Source organism: Xenorhabdus sp. SGI240 (assembly GCF_040081915.1).
Classification (GTDB): domain Bacteria; phylum Pseudomonadota; class Gammaproteobacteria; order Enterobacterales; family Enterobacteriaceae; genus Xenorhabdus; species Xenorhabdus bakwenae.
Genome location: NZ_JBEBMB010000118.1, coordinates 1 through 16710 on the forward strand (window position 1 = coordinate 1; position 16710 = coordinate 16710).

21 protein-coding genes are annotated in these 16710 nt (G+C 44.2%); 9 read left to right on the top strand and 12 right to left on the bottom strand.

All coding sequences use genetic code 11. The annotated features are described in order from the left end of the window. The 3 genes from ABLA76_RS16605 to ruvX all read left to right on the top strand — a co-directional run. Positions 1-260, top strand: a 260-nt coding sequence (locus tag ABLA76_RS16605; RefSeq protein ID WP_348988773.1) for a tyrosine-type recombinase/integrase, incomplete at its 5' end; no start/stop codon positions are given. Between the two features lie 121 nt (positions 261-381). Next, complete coding sequence (locus ABLA76_RS16610) at positions 382-945, top strand: YqgE/AlgH family protein (protein ID WP_348988774.1); 564 nt, start codon at positions 382-384, stop codon at positions 943-945. Beyond that, entirely contained in the window at positions 945-1367 is a 423-nt protein-coding gene (gene ruvX, locus ABLA76_RS16615) for a Holliday junction resolvase RuvX (RefSeq protein WP_047770860.1), read from the top strand. The genes ABLA76_RS16610 and ruvX overlap by 1 nt, the downstream gene beginning before the upstream one ends. A gap of 72 nt (positions 1368-1439) precedes the next feature. Here the strand turns inward: ruvX and ABLA76_RS16620 are convergent, their stop codons facing one another. Next, a complete protein-coding gene (locus tag ABLA76_RS16620; RefSeq protein WP_348988775.1) occupies positions 1440-2438 on the bottom strand; it encodes a type IV pilus twitching motility protein PilT in 999 nt (332 codons plus the stop codon). Positions 2439-2460: 22 nt separating this feature from the next. On the opposite strand from ABLA76_RS16620, the gene ABLA76_RS16625 reads away from it, so the two are divergent. From ABLA76_RS16625 to hemW, 5 genes are all read left to right on the top strand, one after another. After that, entirely contained in the window at positions 2461-3156 is a 696-nt protein-coding gene (locus ABLA76_RS16625; protein ID WP_348988776.1) for a YggS family pyridoxal phosphate-dependent enzyme, read from the top strand. A 65-nt stretch (positions 3157-3221) separates the two neighbouring features. Further along, positions 3222-4043 carry a pyrroline-5-carboxylate reductase gene (proC, locus tag ABLA76_RS16630; RefSeq protein WP_348988777.1) on the top strand — a complete coding sequence of 274 codons (822 nt, stop codon included), beginning with the start codon at positions 3222-3224 and terminating at the stop codon, positions 4041-4043. Between the two features lie 32 nt (positions 4044-4075). Beyond that, positions 4076-4639: a YggT family protein gene (locus tag ABLA76_RS16635; protein ID WP_348988778.1), complete on the top strand. Its 564-nt coding sequence runs from the start codon at positions 4076-4078 to the stop codon at positions 4637-4639. A gap of 44 nt (positions 4640-4683) precedes the next feature. Continuing rightward, on the top strand, positions 4684-5277 hold the full coding sequence (locus ABLA76_RS16640) for an XTP/dITP diphosphatase (protein ID WP_348988791.1): 594 nt from the start codon (positions 4684-4686) through the stop codon (positions 5275-5277). Beyond that, positions 5270-6400, top strand: a complete 1131-nt coding sequence (hemW, locus tag ABLA76_RS16645; protein WP_348988779.1) for a radical SAM family heme chaperone HemW — start codon at positions 5270-5272, stop codon at positions 6398-6400. Before ABLA76_RS16640 ends, hemW begins: the two co-directional genes overlap by 8 nt. 44 nt (positions 6401-6444) lie before the next feature. On the opposite strand, the gene ABLA76_RS16650 is transcribed toward hemW, so the two are convergent. Both ABLA76_RS16650 and ABLA76_RS16655 read right to left on the bottom strand, forming a co-directional pair. Continuing rightward, positions 6445-6996 (bottom strand): 3-isopropylmalate dehydratase, encoded by a 552-nt coding sequence (locus tag ABLA76_RS16650; protein WP_348988780.1) that lies wholly within the window; start codon positions 6994-6996, stop codon positions 6445-6447. Continuing rightward, positions 6993-8291, bottom strand: a complete 1299-nt coding sequence (locus tag ABLA76_RS16655; protein ID WP_348988781.1) for an aconitase/3-isopropylmalate dehydratase large subunit family protein — start codon at positions 8289-8291, stop codon at positions 6993-6995. The genes ABLA76_RS16650 and ABLA76_RS16655 overlap by 4 nt, the downstream gene beginning before the upstream one ends. A 223-nt stretch (positions 8292-8514) precedes the next feature. Here ABLA76_RS16655 and ABLA76_RS16660 point away from each other — a divergent pair, with 223 nt between their 5' ends. Then, positions 8515-9432, top strand: a complete 918-nt coding sequence (locus ABLA76_RS16660; RefSeq protein ID WP_348988782.1) for a LysR substrate-binding domain-containing protein — start codon at positions 8515-8517, stop codon at positions 9430-9432. A 72-nt stretch (positions 9433-9504) separates the two neighbouring features. On the opposite strand, the gene ABLA76_RS16665 is transcribed toward ABLA76_RS16660, so the two are convergent. From ABLA76_RS16665 to ABLA76_RS16705, 9 genes are all read right to left on the bottom strand, one after another. Next, positions 9505-10284 (bottom strand): Sua5/YciO/YrdC/YwlC family protein, encoded by a 780-nt coding sequence (locus tag ABLA76_RS16665; RefSeq protein ID WP_348988783.1) that lies wholly within the window; start codon positions 10282-10284, stop codon positions 9505-9507. A gap of 40 nt (positions 10285-10324) precedes the next feature. Next, positions 10325-10813: a YbhB/YbcL family Raf kinase inhibitor-like protein gene (locus ABLA76_RS16670; protein WP_348988784.1), complete on the bottom strand. Its 489-nt coding sequence runs from the start codon at positions 10811-10813 to the stop codon at positions 10325-10327. A 250-nt stretch (positions 10814-11063) separates the two neighbouring features. After that, positions 11064-12008, bottom strand: coding sequence for a siderophore ABC transporter substrate-binding protein (locus ABLA76_RS16675; RefSeq protein ID WP_285810180.1), 945 nt, complete (start codon positions 12006-12008; stop codon positions 11064-11066). A gap of 128 nt (positions 12009-12136) precedes the next feature. Beyond that, positions 12137-12874: a DUF2884 family protein gene (locus tag ABLA76_RS16680; protein ID WP_348988785.1), complete on the bottom strand. Its 738-nt coding sequence runs from the start codon at positions 12872-12874 to the stop codon at positions 12137-12139. A 37-nt stretch (positions 12875-12911) separates the two neighbouring features. Continuing rightward, positions 12912-13883 carry a glutaminase B gene (gene glsB / locus ABLA76_RS16685; RefSeq protein ID WP_348988786.1) on the bottom strand — a complete coding sequence of 324 codons (972 nt, stop codon included), beginning with the start codon at positions 13881-13883 and terminating at the stop codon, positions 12912-12914. Between the two features lie 46 nt (positions 13884-13929). Next, entirely contained in the window at positions 13930-14256 is a 327-nt protein-coding gene (locus ABLA76_RS16690) for a YggL family protein (protein ID WP_348988787.1), read from the bottom strand. After that, positions 14256-14975, bottom strand: a complete 720-nt coding sequence (trmB, locus tag ABLA76_RS16695; RefSeq protein ID WP_348988788.1) for a tRNA (guanosine(46)-N7)-methyltransferase TrmB — start codon at positions 14973-14975, stop codon at positions 14256-14258. Before trmB ends, ABLA76_RS16690 begins: the two co-directional genes overlap by 1 nt. A gap of 473 nt (positions 14976-15448) precedes the next feature. After that, the gene (locus ABLA76_RS16700; RefSeq protein ID WP_348988789.1) at positions 15449-15709 is read right to left on the bottom strand and encodes a helix-turn-helix transcriptional regulator; all 261 of its coding nucleotides are present in this window, start codon (positions 15707-15709) and stop codon (positions 15449-15451) included. 254 nt (positions 15710-15963) lie between these two features. Then, positions 15964-16710: integrase domain-containing protein (locus ABLA76_RS16705; RefSeq protein WP_348988790.1), on the bottom strand; the 747-nt coding region annotated here is incomplete at its 5' end.

Below are 16710 nucleotides of genomic sequence, written 5' to 3' on the forward strand. Positions count from 1 at the left end.
GACGTCCATCACATCACTACACAGACTTACCCCGTGGACAAGCCGTACACGTCCTGCGTCACACATTCTCCGCTCATTTTATGATGAATGGAGGAAATATACTGACTCTACAGAAAATCATGGGGCATGCCAGCATTCAGCAAACTATGGTATGCGCCCACTTTGCACCTGACTATTTGCAGGATGCTATAAAATTCAATCCACTAAAAGGAAGCATCCACATTCCATCCACACTCGTGGATGAAAAAAGGGGTTTATAGCGTCCCGATAATGTTTTAATTCATTGAAAAATAAGTATAGCCCTTGTATAAAGGGTTATATTTTTCCCCCATACTGTGGGCCAGTCATTCTTACATTGCCAAAATAATTATCAGAAAACACATGAATCTACAGCATCATTTTCTTATTGCCATGCCTTCGCTCTCTGATCCTTATTTCAATCGTTCTGTGGTTTATATCTGCGAACATGATCAAAACGGGGCAATGGGTTTAATTATCAATAAGCCAATAGCCAGCGTTTCTATCCAGAGTATCTTACAAAAATTAGATATCACCCCTAAGGATAGGGAGAGTGCGATCAATCTCAATCGGCCAGTGATGGCGGGTGGCCCTCTGTCTGAAGAGCACGGTTTTATTTTGCATACGCCGCAATCCGGTTTCAGCTCCAGTATTCAGATCTCTGAACACACTATGATCACGACATCCAAAGATATGTTGGAAGCTCTGGGCACATCGCGCCAACCGAAAAATATTTTGATGACCCTTGGATATTCAAGCTGGGAAACGGGTCAGTTGGAAAGGGAAATTATGGAAAACAGTTGGCTTACTGTCAGCGCTGAATCTTCCATCATTTTTGATACCCCTATCACTACCCGCTGGCGTGAAGCGGCTTCTTTGCTGGGGGTTAATATTCATAATCTCTCATCACAAGCAGGACACGCCTGATGAAAAACCGGACAATCATTGCTTTTGATTTTGGAACTCGTAGCATTGGCGCTGCCATCGGGCAAGAAATCACCGGTACAGCCAGGGCATTGACCTCTTTCAAAGCTAACGAAGGTTCTCCCAATTGGGAACTTATTGGGAAACTACTTAAAGAGTGGCTGCCCGATCTGGTTATTGTTGGCCTGCCACTCAATATGGATGGTACAGAGCAACTTGTCACCGCGCAGGCGCGTAAATTCGCCAACCGCATACATGGGCGCTTCGGAGTACAAGTTGAACTGCACGATGAACGATTGACCACCGTGGAAGCACGCTCTCACCTGTTTGATCACGGTGGCTACAAGGCACTGAATAAAAGTAAGGTTGATGCCACTTCTGCGGTTATTATTCTGGAAAGCTGGTTTGAACAGCAATATCAGTGATACCAATACTTATAATAACCCTGTCCGTAATAGCCATACTGAGCATCAGGCATGGCTGTTACTGCAAACGGTTTATCCCAGCAACCCCAACGAATTACGTTGTTGTCGGCTTTGCTCGTAAGTTTGCATACCACAATTTGCCCCTGTCTGCATTAATGATGCTATTTGATGATTCTTGCCTTCCCTTATCAAATGACTAACAGCCTGATTAATGACTAAAACTTCATAAATAGCCACCCTACCCCCCTCTTTAGCAGGCAGCAGTTGCTGAGAAATTACTGCCTTTAAACTTCCAGCCAACTGACTGCAAATCCAACCTTTTTCTTCTGCACAAAAAACATCCACCAAGCGATCTATCGCCTGAATTGCACCGCGGGTATGCAGCGTCGACAAAACCAAGTGCCCCGTTTCAGCCGCTGTCAGAGCTAACCTGATCGCCTCCTTATCCCGTAATTCTCCCAGTAGGATCACATCAGGATCCTGGCGTAATGCGCCTTTTAGTGCGGTTTGATAATCCGTGACATCTTTACCCATCTGTCTTTGCTGTATCAAACAATTTCGGTTTTGGTGAACAAATTCTATGGGATCTTCCAGCATGATGATGTGCTTACAAACATGGCTATTCAAAGCATTAATCATCGCTGACAACGTCGTTGACTTACCGCTTCCCGTCGCGCCTGTCACTAATATCAATCCACTCATCTCCTGCAAAATAAGATGCTGAATAATGTCAGGCGCATAGAGTTGTTCTAATGTCGGACATTTATTCTCAATCAGTCGCAATACCAATGATAAATGAGATTGTTGATAAAACAGATTTCCCCTGAGTCGCTGTTTATCTGGCATCGTTACCACAAAATCGACATGACCGTGCTTATGTAACTGCTGTTTCTGCGCATCCGATAATATTTCTTCACTCCACGTTATAAGGGTATTGGATTGAATTTCCTCACATTGTCTTTGTGGGTATAACACACCATTGATACGCAAAACCGGAACTTGCCCGACACAAAGATGCAGATCGGAAGCATTATGCTTTACACTAAGGGACACCCATTTTCCCATATTCATTTTTTTATCTCCTGAGTCAACTATGAACAATATCGAACAAAATCTTCACGATGTCAGGAACCGCATGACACTTGCAGCGCAAAAATGCGGACGTTCTCCAGAAGAAATTACCTTGCTTGCAGTCAGTAAAACCAAACCTGTGGATGCCATCGCAGAAGCTATAGCCAATGGCCAGCGAGAATTTGGTGAGAATTACGTTCAGGAAGGGGTTGAAAAAATCCAACACTTTAATAACCGTGACGATTTAGTATGGCACTTTATTGGCCCATTACAATCTAACAAGAGTCGCCTGGTGGCAGAAAATTTTGATTGGTGCCATACCGTTGACAGGGTAAAAATTGCCCAACGTTTAAGCGAACAACGTCCTGAAAACAGGCCGCCTCTTAATATCCTGATCCAGATTAATATCAGTGGAGAAGAGAGCAAATCTGGCATTTTACTGGAAGAGTTAACCGAATTGGCTGCAACTATTAATGGATTACCTAATATGGTATTGCGCGGCTTGATGGCAATACCTGCACCGGCAAATAACTTTAAACACCAAATAGCCATTTTTCACCAAATGGAACACGCATTTATTGGGCTAAAAGCGAAATATCCTCACGTTGATACACTATCAATGGGTATGACGGATGATATGGAGGCCGCCATTACTTGTGGTTCCACACTGGTTCGGATTGGAACGGCAATATTCGGTGTCCGTCAGTACAAGTCTTAATATAGAAAATGAAAACCACCTGATTCAATACCTGAAATTAACTGATTAATAGACGAGATTATCTGATGGAAAATCGTAAAATCACCTTTATTGGCGCAGGAAATATGGCTCATGCCATCATTGCCGGGTTAGTCAGAAAAGGTTATCCTGCTGAACTCATCACTGTGTGTTCTCCAACTACCACCCGCCGTGATGTGCTGGCAAAAGAATATGGCATTAATAGTCAGAGCGATAATATTCGTTACGCGCAAGAAGCCAGTGTCATCGTTCTGGCAGTTAAACCGCAAATGATGGCAGAAGTTTGTGGATCACTGTACTCACACGTCGATTTCAATGGAAAACTGGTTATTTCTATTGCTGCTGGTATTCCCGTTCCTCGTTTTTATACGCTCTTGCAAGATAACCTCAATATTATCCGCATCATGCCAAATACCCCTTCACTTGTAGGGCAAGGGATGAGTGGGTTGTTTGCACCAGAGCATATCGGGCAGGCTGATCGCAACTTTGCAGCATCGCTAATGAGCTGTGTCGGGAAAGTCTGCTGGGTCAATGATGAAAACGGTATCAACGATATTATCGCCATCGCAGGCAGTGCCCCTGCTTATTTCTTCCTGTTCATGGAATCGATGCAACAAGAAGCGGAACGTCTGGGATTTGACAGTGAAACAGCCAGAGAACTTGTCCTGCAAGCAGCCATAGGTTCAGCTAAACTTGCTGAAACGCAAAAAGATCTTCCTTTTGCTATCCTGCGTGAGCAGGTAACATCTAAAGGCGGTACAACGGCTGAAGCATTACGCATTTTTTATGAAGGCAGGATGCCTGAAATTGTGTCCAATGCCATGCAAGGCGCTATCCGCCGGGCACAGGAAATGGAAAAATTATTTTAATTCAATTGGTTTAATTCAATCAGGGCTGCTACATGCAATTCTTAAATTTCGTCTTTTTCACCGTTCTGGATTTATATATCGCCGTTTTACTGCTGCGTGTCTGGATGCAGTGGGCACGTTGTGATTTTTATAATCCATTCTCACAATTTATCGTTAAAATTACCCAACCTGTGGTACGTCCATTACGCAGATTCATTCCTGCCATTGGTCCCATTGATACCACGTCAGTGCTTCTCTCTTATCTGCTGATTCTTATCAAGATCTTGTTGCCTATATGGTTAGCCACAGGGCAATTTCTCATTCCTTCTGGTGCCATATTTTTGTTTGGATTGATTGAATTACTGACCGCTGTCGGAAAGCTCGTATTCTGGTTAGTGATCGCCCGTGCGTTATTAAGCTGGATCAGCCAGGGACGTAACCCGGTGGACTATGTCCTGCTTCAATTAACTGAACCACTAATGGCACCTATCCGCCGCATTATCCCTTCTATGGGCGGTCTTGATTTCTCTGCCATGATTGTCATTCTCATTCTCTACGCACTGAATGCCCTGCGTTACGATGTGATGGCATGGCTGGCTTCAATATTTGCAGGTTAATTAAATAAATTAATGGGATACACAGGTTAATTAAATAAATGGCAATGAAAAAAGTTATTCTCGCCACGGGAAATACAGGTAAGGTACGCGAATTGGCTGATTTATTAGCTGATTTTGGCTTAGATATCGTGGCGCAAACTGAATCAGGTGTGGATCCAGCCGATGAAACAGGTCTCACTTTTATTGAAAACGCCATCATCAAAGCGCGCCATGCCGCCGCCGTGACGGGGTTACCTGCAATTGCAGACGATTCAGGGTTATCGGTTGACGCATTAGGTGGTGCGCCAGGTATTTATTCCGCTCGCTATGCGGGCAGCAATGCCTCTGATCAGGAGAATCTGGAAAAATTATTGCAAGTTATGCACGATGTTCCTGACGAACAGCGTCAGGCTCAATTCAATTGTGTGCTGGTCTTCTTACGCCATGCAGAAGATCCGACTCCTCTGGTATTTCATGGTCGCTGGTCAGGCATGATTACCCGTGAACCGGCCGGAAAAGGCGGTTTTGGTTATGATCCCGTTTTTTATGCGCCTGAATTTGACTGTACAGCAGCCGGGCTAACCCGTGAGCAAAAAAATGCCGTTTCACACCGTGGGAAAGCATTAGCAATGTTGTTGGAAGCCATGCGTAATGCTTAAGTTGCCACCTCTGAGTCTTTATATTCATATTCCGTGGTGCGTGCAAAAATGCCCTTATTGTGACTTTAATTCACATGCCTTAAAAGGGGATGTACCGCATCAAGAATATGTCGAACATCTATTGGCAGATTTACAAGCGGATCTGCCAATGATTGGTGATCGTGAGGTATCAACGATTTTTATCGGTGGAGGAACCCCTAGCCTGTTAAGCGCCGGAGGTATGCAGCGATTGCTTGATGGCGTCAGGGCTTCACTGGCACTCTCGCCGCAAGCAGAGATTACGATGGAAGCCAATCCGGGAACCGTTGAAGCCGATCGTTTCAGTGCTTATCAGCAGGCAGGGATTAATCGCATCTCCATCGGCGTACAAAGTTTCGGTTCAGATAAACTTATCCGTTTAGGGCGTATTCATGGCCCGGAAGAGGCCAGACGAGCAGCACAATTGGCTGACGGGCTTGGATTACGCAGTTTTAATCTGGATTTGATGCATGGCTTGCCCAACCAGACACTCCATGAAGCACTGGATGATTTGCGTCAGGCTATTGAGCTATCTCCCCCCCATCTGTCCTGGTATCAACTGACGATTGAACCCAATACCCGTTTTGGCTCCCGCCCTCCGGTTTTACCGGATGATGATGCGTTATGGGATATTTTTTCCCAAGGCCATCAATTACTGACGGAAGCAGGTTATCAACAATATGAGACTTCGGCCTATGCCAAACCGGGTTATCAATGTCAGCATAATCTCAATTACTGGCGTTTCGGTGATTATCTGGGGATTGGTTGTGGCGCACATGGTAAGATTTCGTTTGCCGATGGTCGTATTCTCCGTACCGTGAAAACCAAACATCCACGCGGTTATATGCAAGGGCGTTATCTGGATCAACAAAATCAGGTGGATAATAAAGATCGTCCATTTGAATTTTTCATGAACCGTTTCCGCTTGCTGGAATCGATGCCACGTCAGGATTTCAGGGATTTCACTGGTTTACCGGAAAGTGCCATTCGCCCACAAATTGACGAAGCATTGTCGAAAGGTTATATCACGGAAAGAGATACACACTGGCAAATCACTAAGCACGGAAAACTATTCCTGAATTCCTTACTGGAGCTGTTTCTTTAGGAAAAGAACTGCACCTTAAAATTCAGGGGTGCAGTTTTTTCATACTATTTAATTCTTCCCGACGCACGAGCGTAAGAAAATAGCCCTCCGGCAGAGACAATATTAGCAAGTTCACCAATAGGATCGGTTTGATATTTTTCACCCTCTTTCAGCAGAATGACTGTCTGGTTTTCAATATCAATCTCAATACTGTCTCCCGTGACTAATTTTTCACACAAGCGCTCTTGAGCTGCAACAGGCAATAACTCTCCGGTTGATACACAATTTCGGAAGAATATACGAGCATAAGATTGGGCAAGAACCGCTTTCACACCCGAAGCACCTAATGCAGCCACAGCATGTTCACGCGAAGATCCACAGCCAAAATTCTGCCCTGCCACAATGATCGGATATTTCGCTTTTCCTTGACTTTCATCAATAAAAGGCAATGAACCTTCCGGTAATCCACACATTGCCAGCGAAGCCAGTTGGGCATACCCTTCAGGAGTGGAAGGGTTGACCTTGAGATACTCGGCTGAAAGGATCTGGTCAGTATCAATATTATCGGTCAAGACATACACCTCACCCCGAATGATATTGTCCTTTAACTCACTCATAAAAACTCCTCAGGATTTGTTATTTGACCAGTAATAGCTGCCGCGGCAACAGAATAAGGGGAAGCCAGATAAATGTTGGCACGTTTATGCCCCATTCTGCCGACAAAGTTACGATTGGTAGTGGATATCACTGATATTGGATCATTGACACGGCCAAACGTGTCTGGCGGGCCACCACAACAAGCTGCACATCCTGATTCAGCGGAAAGTTTCACACCTGCATCACTTAAAATTTGATAGACAGAAACACCATCGATTTGGGTGGTAATCGTTTGATGGAAAACTTCTTTTGTTGCAGGGACTGCATAAGTCGGAATTGCGACTTTATGCCCTTTGATAACGCGCGCGGCCGCAACAAAATCCGCCAGCTTGCCCCCCGTACAAGATCCAATATATGCCTGAGAAATGGCGACATTAGCGACTTGATCAATAGAAACGACGTTATCCGGCGAATGGGGTTTGGCAATCTTTGGTTGCATCGTGGAAACATCAATATTTAACACACGGCTATATTGTGCATCCTCGTCAGGGTAGACAATGTCAAACGGGAGATGATTGCGTTCTGCCAGATAATCCAGGGTCGCCTGATTGGGCACCATAATGCCGTTTTTCGCCCCACACTCAACAACCATATTGCAAATTGTCATGCGTTCTTCTACCGATAACTCATCAATGACGTTACCGCCAAACTCTATGGCCTGATAGGTCGCACCATCAACCGTCAACTCTGACAATACAGATAAGATCATGTCCTTAGCCAAAACATGGGCTGGCTTGGTTCCGGTAAAATTGACCCGAATGGTTGTTGGCACCTTAAGCGGAATTTCTCCCGTTCCTAACGCATAAGCGGCGTCAGTAATACCTAACCCAATGGCAAATGCCCCAAAAGCACCCGCAGTCACCGTATGAGAATCTGTACCCAGTAACACTTCTCCGGGGCGAATATGCCCTCCTTCTGCAAGCCCTATATGGCATACACCTTTATATTTGGGCGTTCCAACGTCATAAAAATATTTTATGTTCTGTTCAGCAGCAAATTCACGCATAACCCGAATGTTCTGGTTAGCTTGTGAGTCAGCCGAATAGACAAAATGGTCCGGGATCAAAATAAAGCGTTCAGGGTCCCATATCTTTGCATCTTGCCCGAACTCCTTTTTAAATACGCTGGCTACACCTGGTGTGCAGGGATCGTGAGACATCAGAATATCCACTTTTGCCCAAACCACTTCACCCGGAGTGACTTGTGCTCGCCCGCTTGCCCGTGCAAGAATTTTTTGTGTCATAGTTTGGCTCATCTCACATTGCCCTCCGAAAGATAAAAACAGACTCAATAGATTGTCATCCTAACAAGATTACAACGCCTTAACGTAGGGAAATACCATTGCATCGCTCACTGTTTCCAGTATGGGACAGTTGTTCACAAAATGGGAAATTCTTATCCATTGAATTTGGCACGTCACTATAGGTTATGTGATATGTTATAGGGTGGTTCCCACGCGTAAATCATCAGGTTATTACATGAATAATATTGAGAATCTTACCTCAATGGTGGTCTTTGCCCGTGTTGTAGAGACACTGAGTTTTACTGAAGCAGCACGATCGTTAAAGTTATCTAAATCTTCCGTCAGCCGAGAGATTGCACAATTGGAAGTAAGGTTAGGCATCCAATTGCTCAACCGCACTACGCGCAAAATTCAAGTGACAGAAGTCGGGATGAGTTATTACCAATACTGCCACCGGCTCCTTACCGAAGCCCAAAATGCTGAACATTTTATCCGTAATTTCCATGAACAACCGATGGGCAGTTTACGCTTGATTGCTCCAGTCTCCTTTGGCAGCCAATGTATTGTACCCGCCCTGAATCACTTTATCGCCGGAAATATTCATATCAGCGTTGATCTGGAACTAACCGACCGAACCATTAATATGGAAGAAGACCAATGCGATATTGCCATCATCATAGGGCGTGAAACGCCACAATATCCACTTGTCATGCCTTTAATTGATATCACGTGGGGACTTTACGCTACCCCAGACTATGTAACCCAATTTTCCGCAATAGAGAAACCCGAAGATCTTCCTCGTTACGATTACCTGCTATTTCGTGGCCCTGCACATACTATTTCCCTGCCATTCCGTAAGGAAAGAAATAAGCTCGATATTGAAGTGCGCAGTCGGTTTCGTATCAATAACAGTGTGGCGTTAATGCGTTCCGCTCTGGCTGGGGCTGGCATTGCCTATCTACCCGACTATGTTACCCATGAAGCTGTGGCAGAAGGGGAATTAGTACGGCTTCTCCCAGAATGGAACATGGATGTTTACCAGGCATGGATACTGTTTAAATCAGAAGATACGCTATCTTCGCGTGTACAACAGTTTGCAAATTCTTTGCAGCGCAAATTAAGGCAAGATTTGGAGAACGGAAAAAAAGCGTAGCTACGGATATTAATGCGGGTACAACTGCACCCGCCAAAGATATTCTCTGTAAGAAGTATTAATCAACAATAATTAATAGTAATTGCCGTGACGATAATCCCAAGTCGTGAAAATATCAGACATCATCGCCATGATTTTATGTACATCCAATCCCTTGCGGATTAATACCGGACACGGGGTAATATCGCGTTGCCCTTGTTGCAGCGGAACTAATTGACCATCGTCATCGACCATTGAAACCATAACGCCTTGTTCATAACGGGTTTGCTCAGTTTCATTTTGCTGGATAGATTTAACATAGTCATTAGCACAGATAATCAGATCGGCCCGCTCTTCTATCCTCTCACCGATACATTCAACCAGTCCACGATTCCCCTTACCCGATGGGTTAGCTGAACTGGCAAAAGAGAATTTGCCATATTTATCCCACAGTTCTTTCGCCAGAATTTCGCCGGGCTTGCCAAATTTAATCACGAAACAGCTCGTACCACGCTGATCCATCATCAGTTCTTTAGAACCATCATCCGGGATACGGGCTATCGCTTCTTCTTTCCACGGCAAAATACAACCTAACAGTACGTCTTCATCCCAATGTCTTTGATACAGTTCTTCAATTTCCGCGTTAAGTTGAGCCAGCTCTTTCAACTGTTCCAAAGAACCACATAAAACCACACCGGGCTTGTTACGATTACGCTGTTTAGCTTCAAATTTACGCTCCAGACCTTGTGCGTCAGATGTCATGATAATGTAGCCAACTTTAGTTGGGCAGACGATCATACCGCCGTTATTAGAAAGGATCTCTACCGCTTCCGGCTGTAACCCATAGTTCCATTGAATTTTTTTGCTGCTCATATTGATACTCCTTACTGGAAACGGAAGAATTATTAATCGGTTAACGCTGGTAGTAACCGGTAATCGAAGCTGTTGCCAAGGTATTGGCTTGGATCATAAAACGCGCAACGGCATTGGTTGTTTCAGCATCAACTCCCGGTAGTATTTCTACCGATAAGGCATGTACAGTAAAAATATAGCGATGGGCTTTATCCCCCACAGGCGGACAACAACCACCGAAACCAAACAGACCATAATCATTTCTGCTCTGAATTGTACCGATTGGTAATTGGCTACCATCACTTTGCCCGGCATTTGCAGGTAAGGATTGTGTTTCAACGGGAATATCGAAAGCGACCCAATGCCAGAAGCCACTACCTGTTGGTGCATCAGGATCATAGACAGTTATCGCAAAACTTTGGGTTCCGGCTGGTGCGTCCGCCCAGGAAATTTCGGGGGAACGGTTATCACCATTGCCATCAAATTGATTAAATTCATGCTCTTTTTTCAAGAAATCATTATTCTTAAATTCAGTTGAACTAATAATCATGCTTATGTTCCCCATTGGATGCCTTTTGAAATATCCTAACGCAGATTTTCTGTGCCGCAAGGCTAAGTCATGATTTAACTTGATTGTTTCAATTTAGGAACAATAACAATTTAGGAATAATAAGTGAGTCACGAAGCGATGTCGGCAGGATCTCTTTCTCTGATGGCTTAACAAATAATAAAACTACCCCGAAATCTGACTATGCAGACCTCAGGGTAAAGCCAAAGGAAAAGAATTTTAATTTACGAATTTACAATGCATTAGCAACGGCATTGATTTGTCGCGTCATGCTATCCAAACCACCACCAGACAAGTACCAGAGATCAGGCTGTAAGTACACTATCTTGCCGTTTTTATAGGCATGCGTTGATTTGACTTGATCATTTTCAAACTGCGCTTTTTCTAACTTACCTGCACCAATGGCTTCACTCCGGTCGATAATAAAAATCACATCAGGGTTAGCTTGTGCAATCATATCCGCCGTCACAGCCCGGCTTTTGTCTTTGTCCGATTTAGCCGGCAATACAGCACGAGGCGCTTTCATCACATTATAAACAACAGCCTGATTATTAGGGTATAATTCACCCGCATTATGCAGTAATACTAATACTTTTTTGTTCGCTACTTTCGCTTTTTCCTGAGCGGCTACAATCGTTTTTTCCAAATCAGCAAATTGGGCTTTCACGGTATCCTGCTTATTAAATAGTTCACCCAACAATTTGAGATTACTACCAACGGATGATTGGTAATTTTTATTGTCCATGCTTAAATTAATGGTGGGTGCTATTTGTGACAGACTTTCATAGAAAGCACCTTGACGACCAGTAATAACAATCAAATCTGGTTTGATTTCCGCTAATTCTTCCAAATTTGGCTCTTTCATTCCCCCGGCATTGTGCATAGTTGCGGGCACACCATTACGCACATATTCAGGTAAATTATTAATGGGTAATGCAATCACCCGATCAGACAATCCCAGTTTCACCATCGAATCGTACGTTCCAAAATCGAACAAAACCACCCGTTTGGGATTCTTTTTAACCTGAGTTTCACCGGAAAGATGTTTTACCGTGGCGTAATCACCAGACTGAGCGGTCACTGAATTTGGCGTAAATAATTCTGGTGACTGACTGAATGCAGAGTAACTGGTAGCAGAAAGCAGTGATGCAATAATAATGGGCAGGATTTTTTTCATTAGTTACACCTAAATTAAGCCTATTAATAAGAGGTGACTTGCATTCTAGGTGGCAGCGTTAATATGTCAACAAAATAAGAATCAATTTCATATTGATTCCTATTTGCTTTGAAGGTAAGCAGCCTATTTCACTTAATCGCATTCATAAGACTAATGCGTTGTTGTTCTAATTGACTGGCTTTGCTACACACTTCCGCTTTTAAACGTTTTAATTCTTGTTCCTGTTTTTTCCATTCTGCATCAAAACCATTTTGCATGCCGCCTAACCCGCCAAGAAGAGACATTAGCATCTGTTTGCCGTCACCATTCTGCTCGCTATTTTTACGGCTCATTTCGTTAATGCTATCTTGCAAAATACCACCAAGGCTCTGTTCAATCAGTTTTCGGCCTTCAGGTTCTACCTGTTTGACTGCCTGAGCATTAAAAGCAAAACCATTAGCACGGGTTTCAATCACTTTATCAACTTGTTTACTGAGACCTGATTCCAATTGAGATAGACGGTTACGGATATTACTTTCCTTACCCATTGTTTCGACTACCACTTTGTCCAGTGACTGCCGTGCATTCGTCAAATGACTTAGCGCTTCTTGCTTAACCCAGGGCAAATTCTGACGGATCGTCTGTTGATATTGCAGGGCTTTGCTACGTTGTTCTATATTCAGCGATAACACCTTGCCGTCTCTGGTTATGGAACCATCAGGCAATATCTTTAAGTTTCCACTCGCCCCTGTAATCTGGACAGAATTTGGTGTGACAATAATGTCATCATTAAGCGTCGCATGACATTCAGAACTTGCCTGTGCCTGAGTAATCATGGCCTGGGACACAAATAACAATGATGCCGCAATCGTGATCCTGCGTAACATATGTTCTCCTGATTTCTAAGGTTAAAACACTGAAAGGTTAAAAAATAGAGCGTCCAATACGCCCGGCTAATTTTTCCAGTGCCGCACAACCTGCCAATGAGTTACCGGATTTATCCAGTTCAGGCGACCACACCGCAACCGTAAACTCTCCCGGAACCACACAGATAATACCGCCACCAACCCCCGATTTCCCTGGCATACCGATCCTGAAAGCAAACTCACCAGAACCATCGTACATACCACATGTCAACATAAGCGCGTTAATCTGGCGAGTTTGTCGAAGACTTAAAATTTGTTGGTCGGAACCCATCATTCGTCCCTTATTGGCTAAATAAATAAAACATTGAGCCAATTCAACACAATTCATTTTTAAAGCGCAGTATTGAAAGTATGTTTGCAGAACAGTAATGACATCATTCTCAAAGTTACCGAATGATTTCATCAGGTAAGCTATCGCAGCATTGCGGCTTGAATGCTCCATTTCTGAACGGGCAACGATATCATCATAGGAAATATTTTTTTGCCCAGTGAGGCTACGGACAAACTCCAGCATTCGATGTTTAGGCGCACTCAAGCGGGATTGCAGCATATCGCAAATAATCAAGGCTCCCGCATTAATAAAAGGGTTGCGGGGAATTCCCTTTTCCAACTCCAACTGTACCAATGAGTTAAACGGCTGTCCTGAAGGTTCCGTACCCACCCGTTGCCAGATATCCTCTTCCTTATAACGAGTCATCGCTAATGTTAAGCTCAACACTTTAGAAATGGATTGGACGGAGAAGCGTTTTTCTGCATCTCCCGCTTTAAAAATTTGCCCATCTACCGTACAAATGGCCATTGCCAAACTGTTTGCCGGAACTTCTGCCAGAGCAGGAATGTAATCTGCTACTTTTCCCTGACCAATCAAAGGGCGTACTTCTTCTAAGATATCTGCCAACAACGAATTAGAGAACCTTACCTTCACCACTTTTTCTCCAGACAAACAGGGACTCCCAAAGAGCCCCTGCATACAGCGCTATTTTTACGTAATACGCTTTTTCTTATGCAACAGCGAATCAATCCCACCACACATCAAACAGTTCAGATGTGATAACGTCTTTCATACCGCGATCTTTCAGCCAATTCTCAACCAACTGGCACTGTTCTACCGTACATTTGCCGATTTTTTGCAGGCAGATAATGCCTTCCCATTGCAAATAACCGCTGGCATCCAGAGCAAGTCCATTTGGCTCGATCAGTTCTTCAATTAAGGCATCAACCGTGCTATCAACAACCTCAACGGAGGTATCAGCCGGAAAACTCCACTTTACTGAAAAACCCAATTCCTGAAATTCATCAATACGTAATTTTTTACGCAGACGACGACTACGGTTTTTAGCCATTATTTTACCCTCTCAAACATTAAATCCCATACGCCATGGCCTAATCGCTGACCACGTGTCTCAAATTTTGTGACCGGGCGCGACTCAGGACGTGGCACATAATCACTGTTTTCCGATAAGTTGCGATACCCTTCTGCGATACTCATCACCTCCAGCATATGCTCTGCATAAGGCTGCCAGTCGGTGGCCATATGGAAGACACCGCCGATTCTCAGTTTACTTTTAATCAGTTGAGCAAATTCAGGCTGCACAATCCGACGCTTATTATGACGTGCTTTATGCCATGGATCAGGGAAGAAAAGCTGAACCATCGCCAGACTCTGATCCGGGATCATATTATTCAGCACTTCAATGGCATCGTGGCACATCACTCGCAGATTACTGAGATTTTCATCTTCTGCGGATGCCAAACACGCCCCAACTCCCGGCGCATGAACTTCGATTCCCCAAAAGTTTTTATCTGGATTTTCGCTTGCCATTGTGACCAATGATGCCCCCATACCAAAACCGATTTCCAGCACAACAGGGGCTTCACGGCCAAAGATTTCTTCCATATCAGACAATTCTGCCTGATAGTCCACACCCATCTTTGGCCAGACATTATCAAGTGCTTGCTGCTGACGACTCGTTAACCGTCCCTGCCGACGTACAAAACTGCGGACACGGCGCAAAGCCCTGCCATTTTCATTATATTCCGGTGAAATTACGTTATTTATCATGGTACTTTCTGTCAGTTTTAAAGACATTTTTTCAGGCATCCGGGACTTTATATACCTAGGGATTGCCCAAAGAGAGCGCAATTATGCAAAGATGGCTGAGTTTATCAAGTTCAGTGTCCATAAGCACAACTTTAATGCTATGTTTGCGTACTGCATAGAATTAATTATTTAATTAATTGATATTAAATATAAATACTCATACTGTTTTAAATTTTATACAAACTCCTATACAACTTACTTTGTGCTAAGAAGCTCCACCAATATTATTATTCTGTTGGTATTTTTTCGACCTGTGATCCGACGCTTCCACAATCAAAATCAGGTTAGTCCCCTAGCCGTTCCAACTCTATGAAGCGGTGCAATGTATTGTATCAGGAGTTATTGAGAAAATAGTAATGACTGTTTCTGCGAGTGAGAAGATACCCCGCTACGGCTATCTTCCCTGTGATTTTTAAATGAAGGACTGACTATTTTTATGACTTATTGCGAACCTTACGTTCAATTAGTTGACCACGTTGATCAAAATAGCGACTCGGCCAGATCTCAGAAGGATGTATTTCGAGATAGTTAGCGATGATCCATTCGCCTTTAGGCCACTGCCTGCTGAGTGCATTTGCTAAGGTTGATGAACTGAGTCCGGCTTCACGAGAGAGAGCCGCTAAGGTTGTGCCACGTTTACGTAATGCTGCGATGATATCGGCCTGATGCCAGTCATTTCTAGCGTTGTTATTCATTCCTGTTACCCCTTTCCATTAATTCATCATTGATGGTGGTGATTCAAGGCAGGGTTAGCAGACCGGGATCAACTTCCGGCGAGACGTGAGTCTCCCCTGCCTGAATCACCATTGAAAAGGCGAACGCAGGCACACTGGCAAGAAACTATCCTTACCAGTGGTTGATCTCAAGGCTGCTAAACCTTGACCACTAGATTTTGCTAATGGCGGAAATACTTTAACTGATTGTTTTATCTAACTCAATAACCGGACGACTAAGTTGAACGGTTATAAACCCGTTCAACATAACGCCCACGGCCGTCACCATGCCCCAAATCCATTGATACCAGTGCCCTTGCTTCCTGACGGCTAAAACCATGTTGTTGGTAAAAAGCCAATGCATCCTGCGCCCAGGCATAGCGCAAACTATGGGGAGAATGGCAGCCTGTTAAACCAATTCTTGTGGTCTGTGTCCGCCAGTAGTTCATGGCCTGCTTGAGATCCGGCTTATCAATCAACCTGCCGCCTCGTTGTTCTGCAATGGCAATAGCCTGCCCGACAGCTTCTTTCACCGCCGCAACATTCAAGATACGGGTTTGCCTTGGCCGACCGCCCTTTGTACCGAAAACAACATGCAGTTTTGGCTCTGGTTGTTCTAACTGTTTGCGCCAGCTCTTCAGTGAAGCACTGCATTGCACCGCTTCCTGAGAACGTAATCCCAGCAATCGGGCGAGTTTCAGTGTGACGGCAAATCCGGCATCACGTTCAAGTGCTGTCTGATAAACAACCTGAAATGTGGCATCAGGGATCGCCTGTTTCGTTCCGGCGCGGCTGGTTCCGCCTAATCCCAATGCCTGATTGCTTAAACGCGGCGAGGTTTCGAGTTTCTCCCGGCCTGCCATGCGGAAAATATTGCGCAGCGCAGCCATTTCATTTTGCACAGTGCACTTGGCTATTCCCTGAGATAAACGGGCACTAACATACTGTTCTACATGTTTAGTTTTCAAATTATTAAGGTTTTT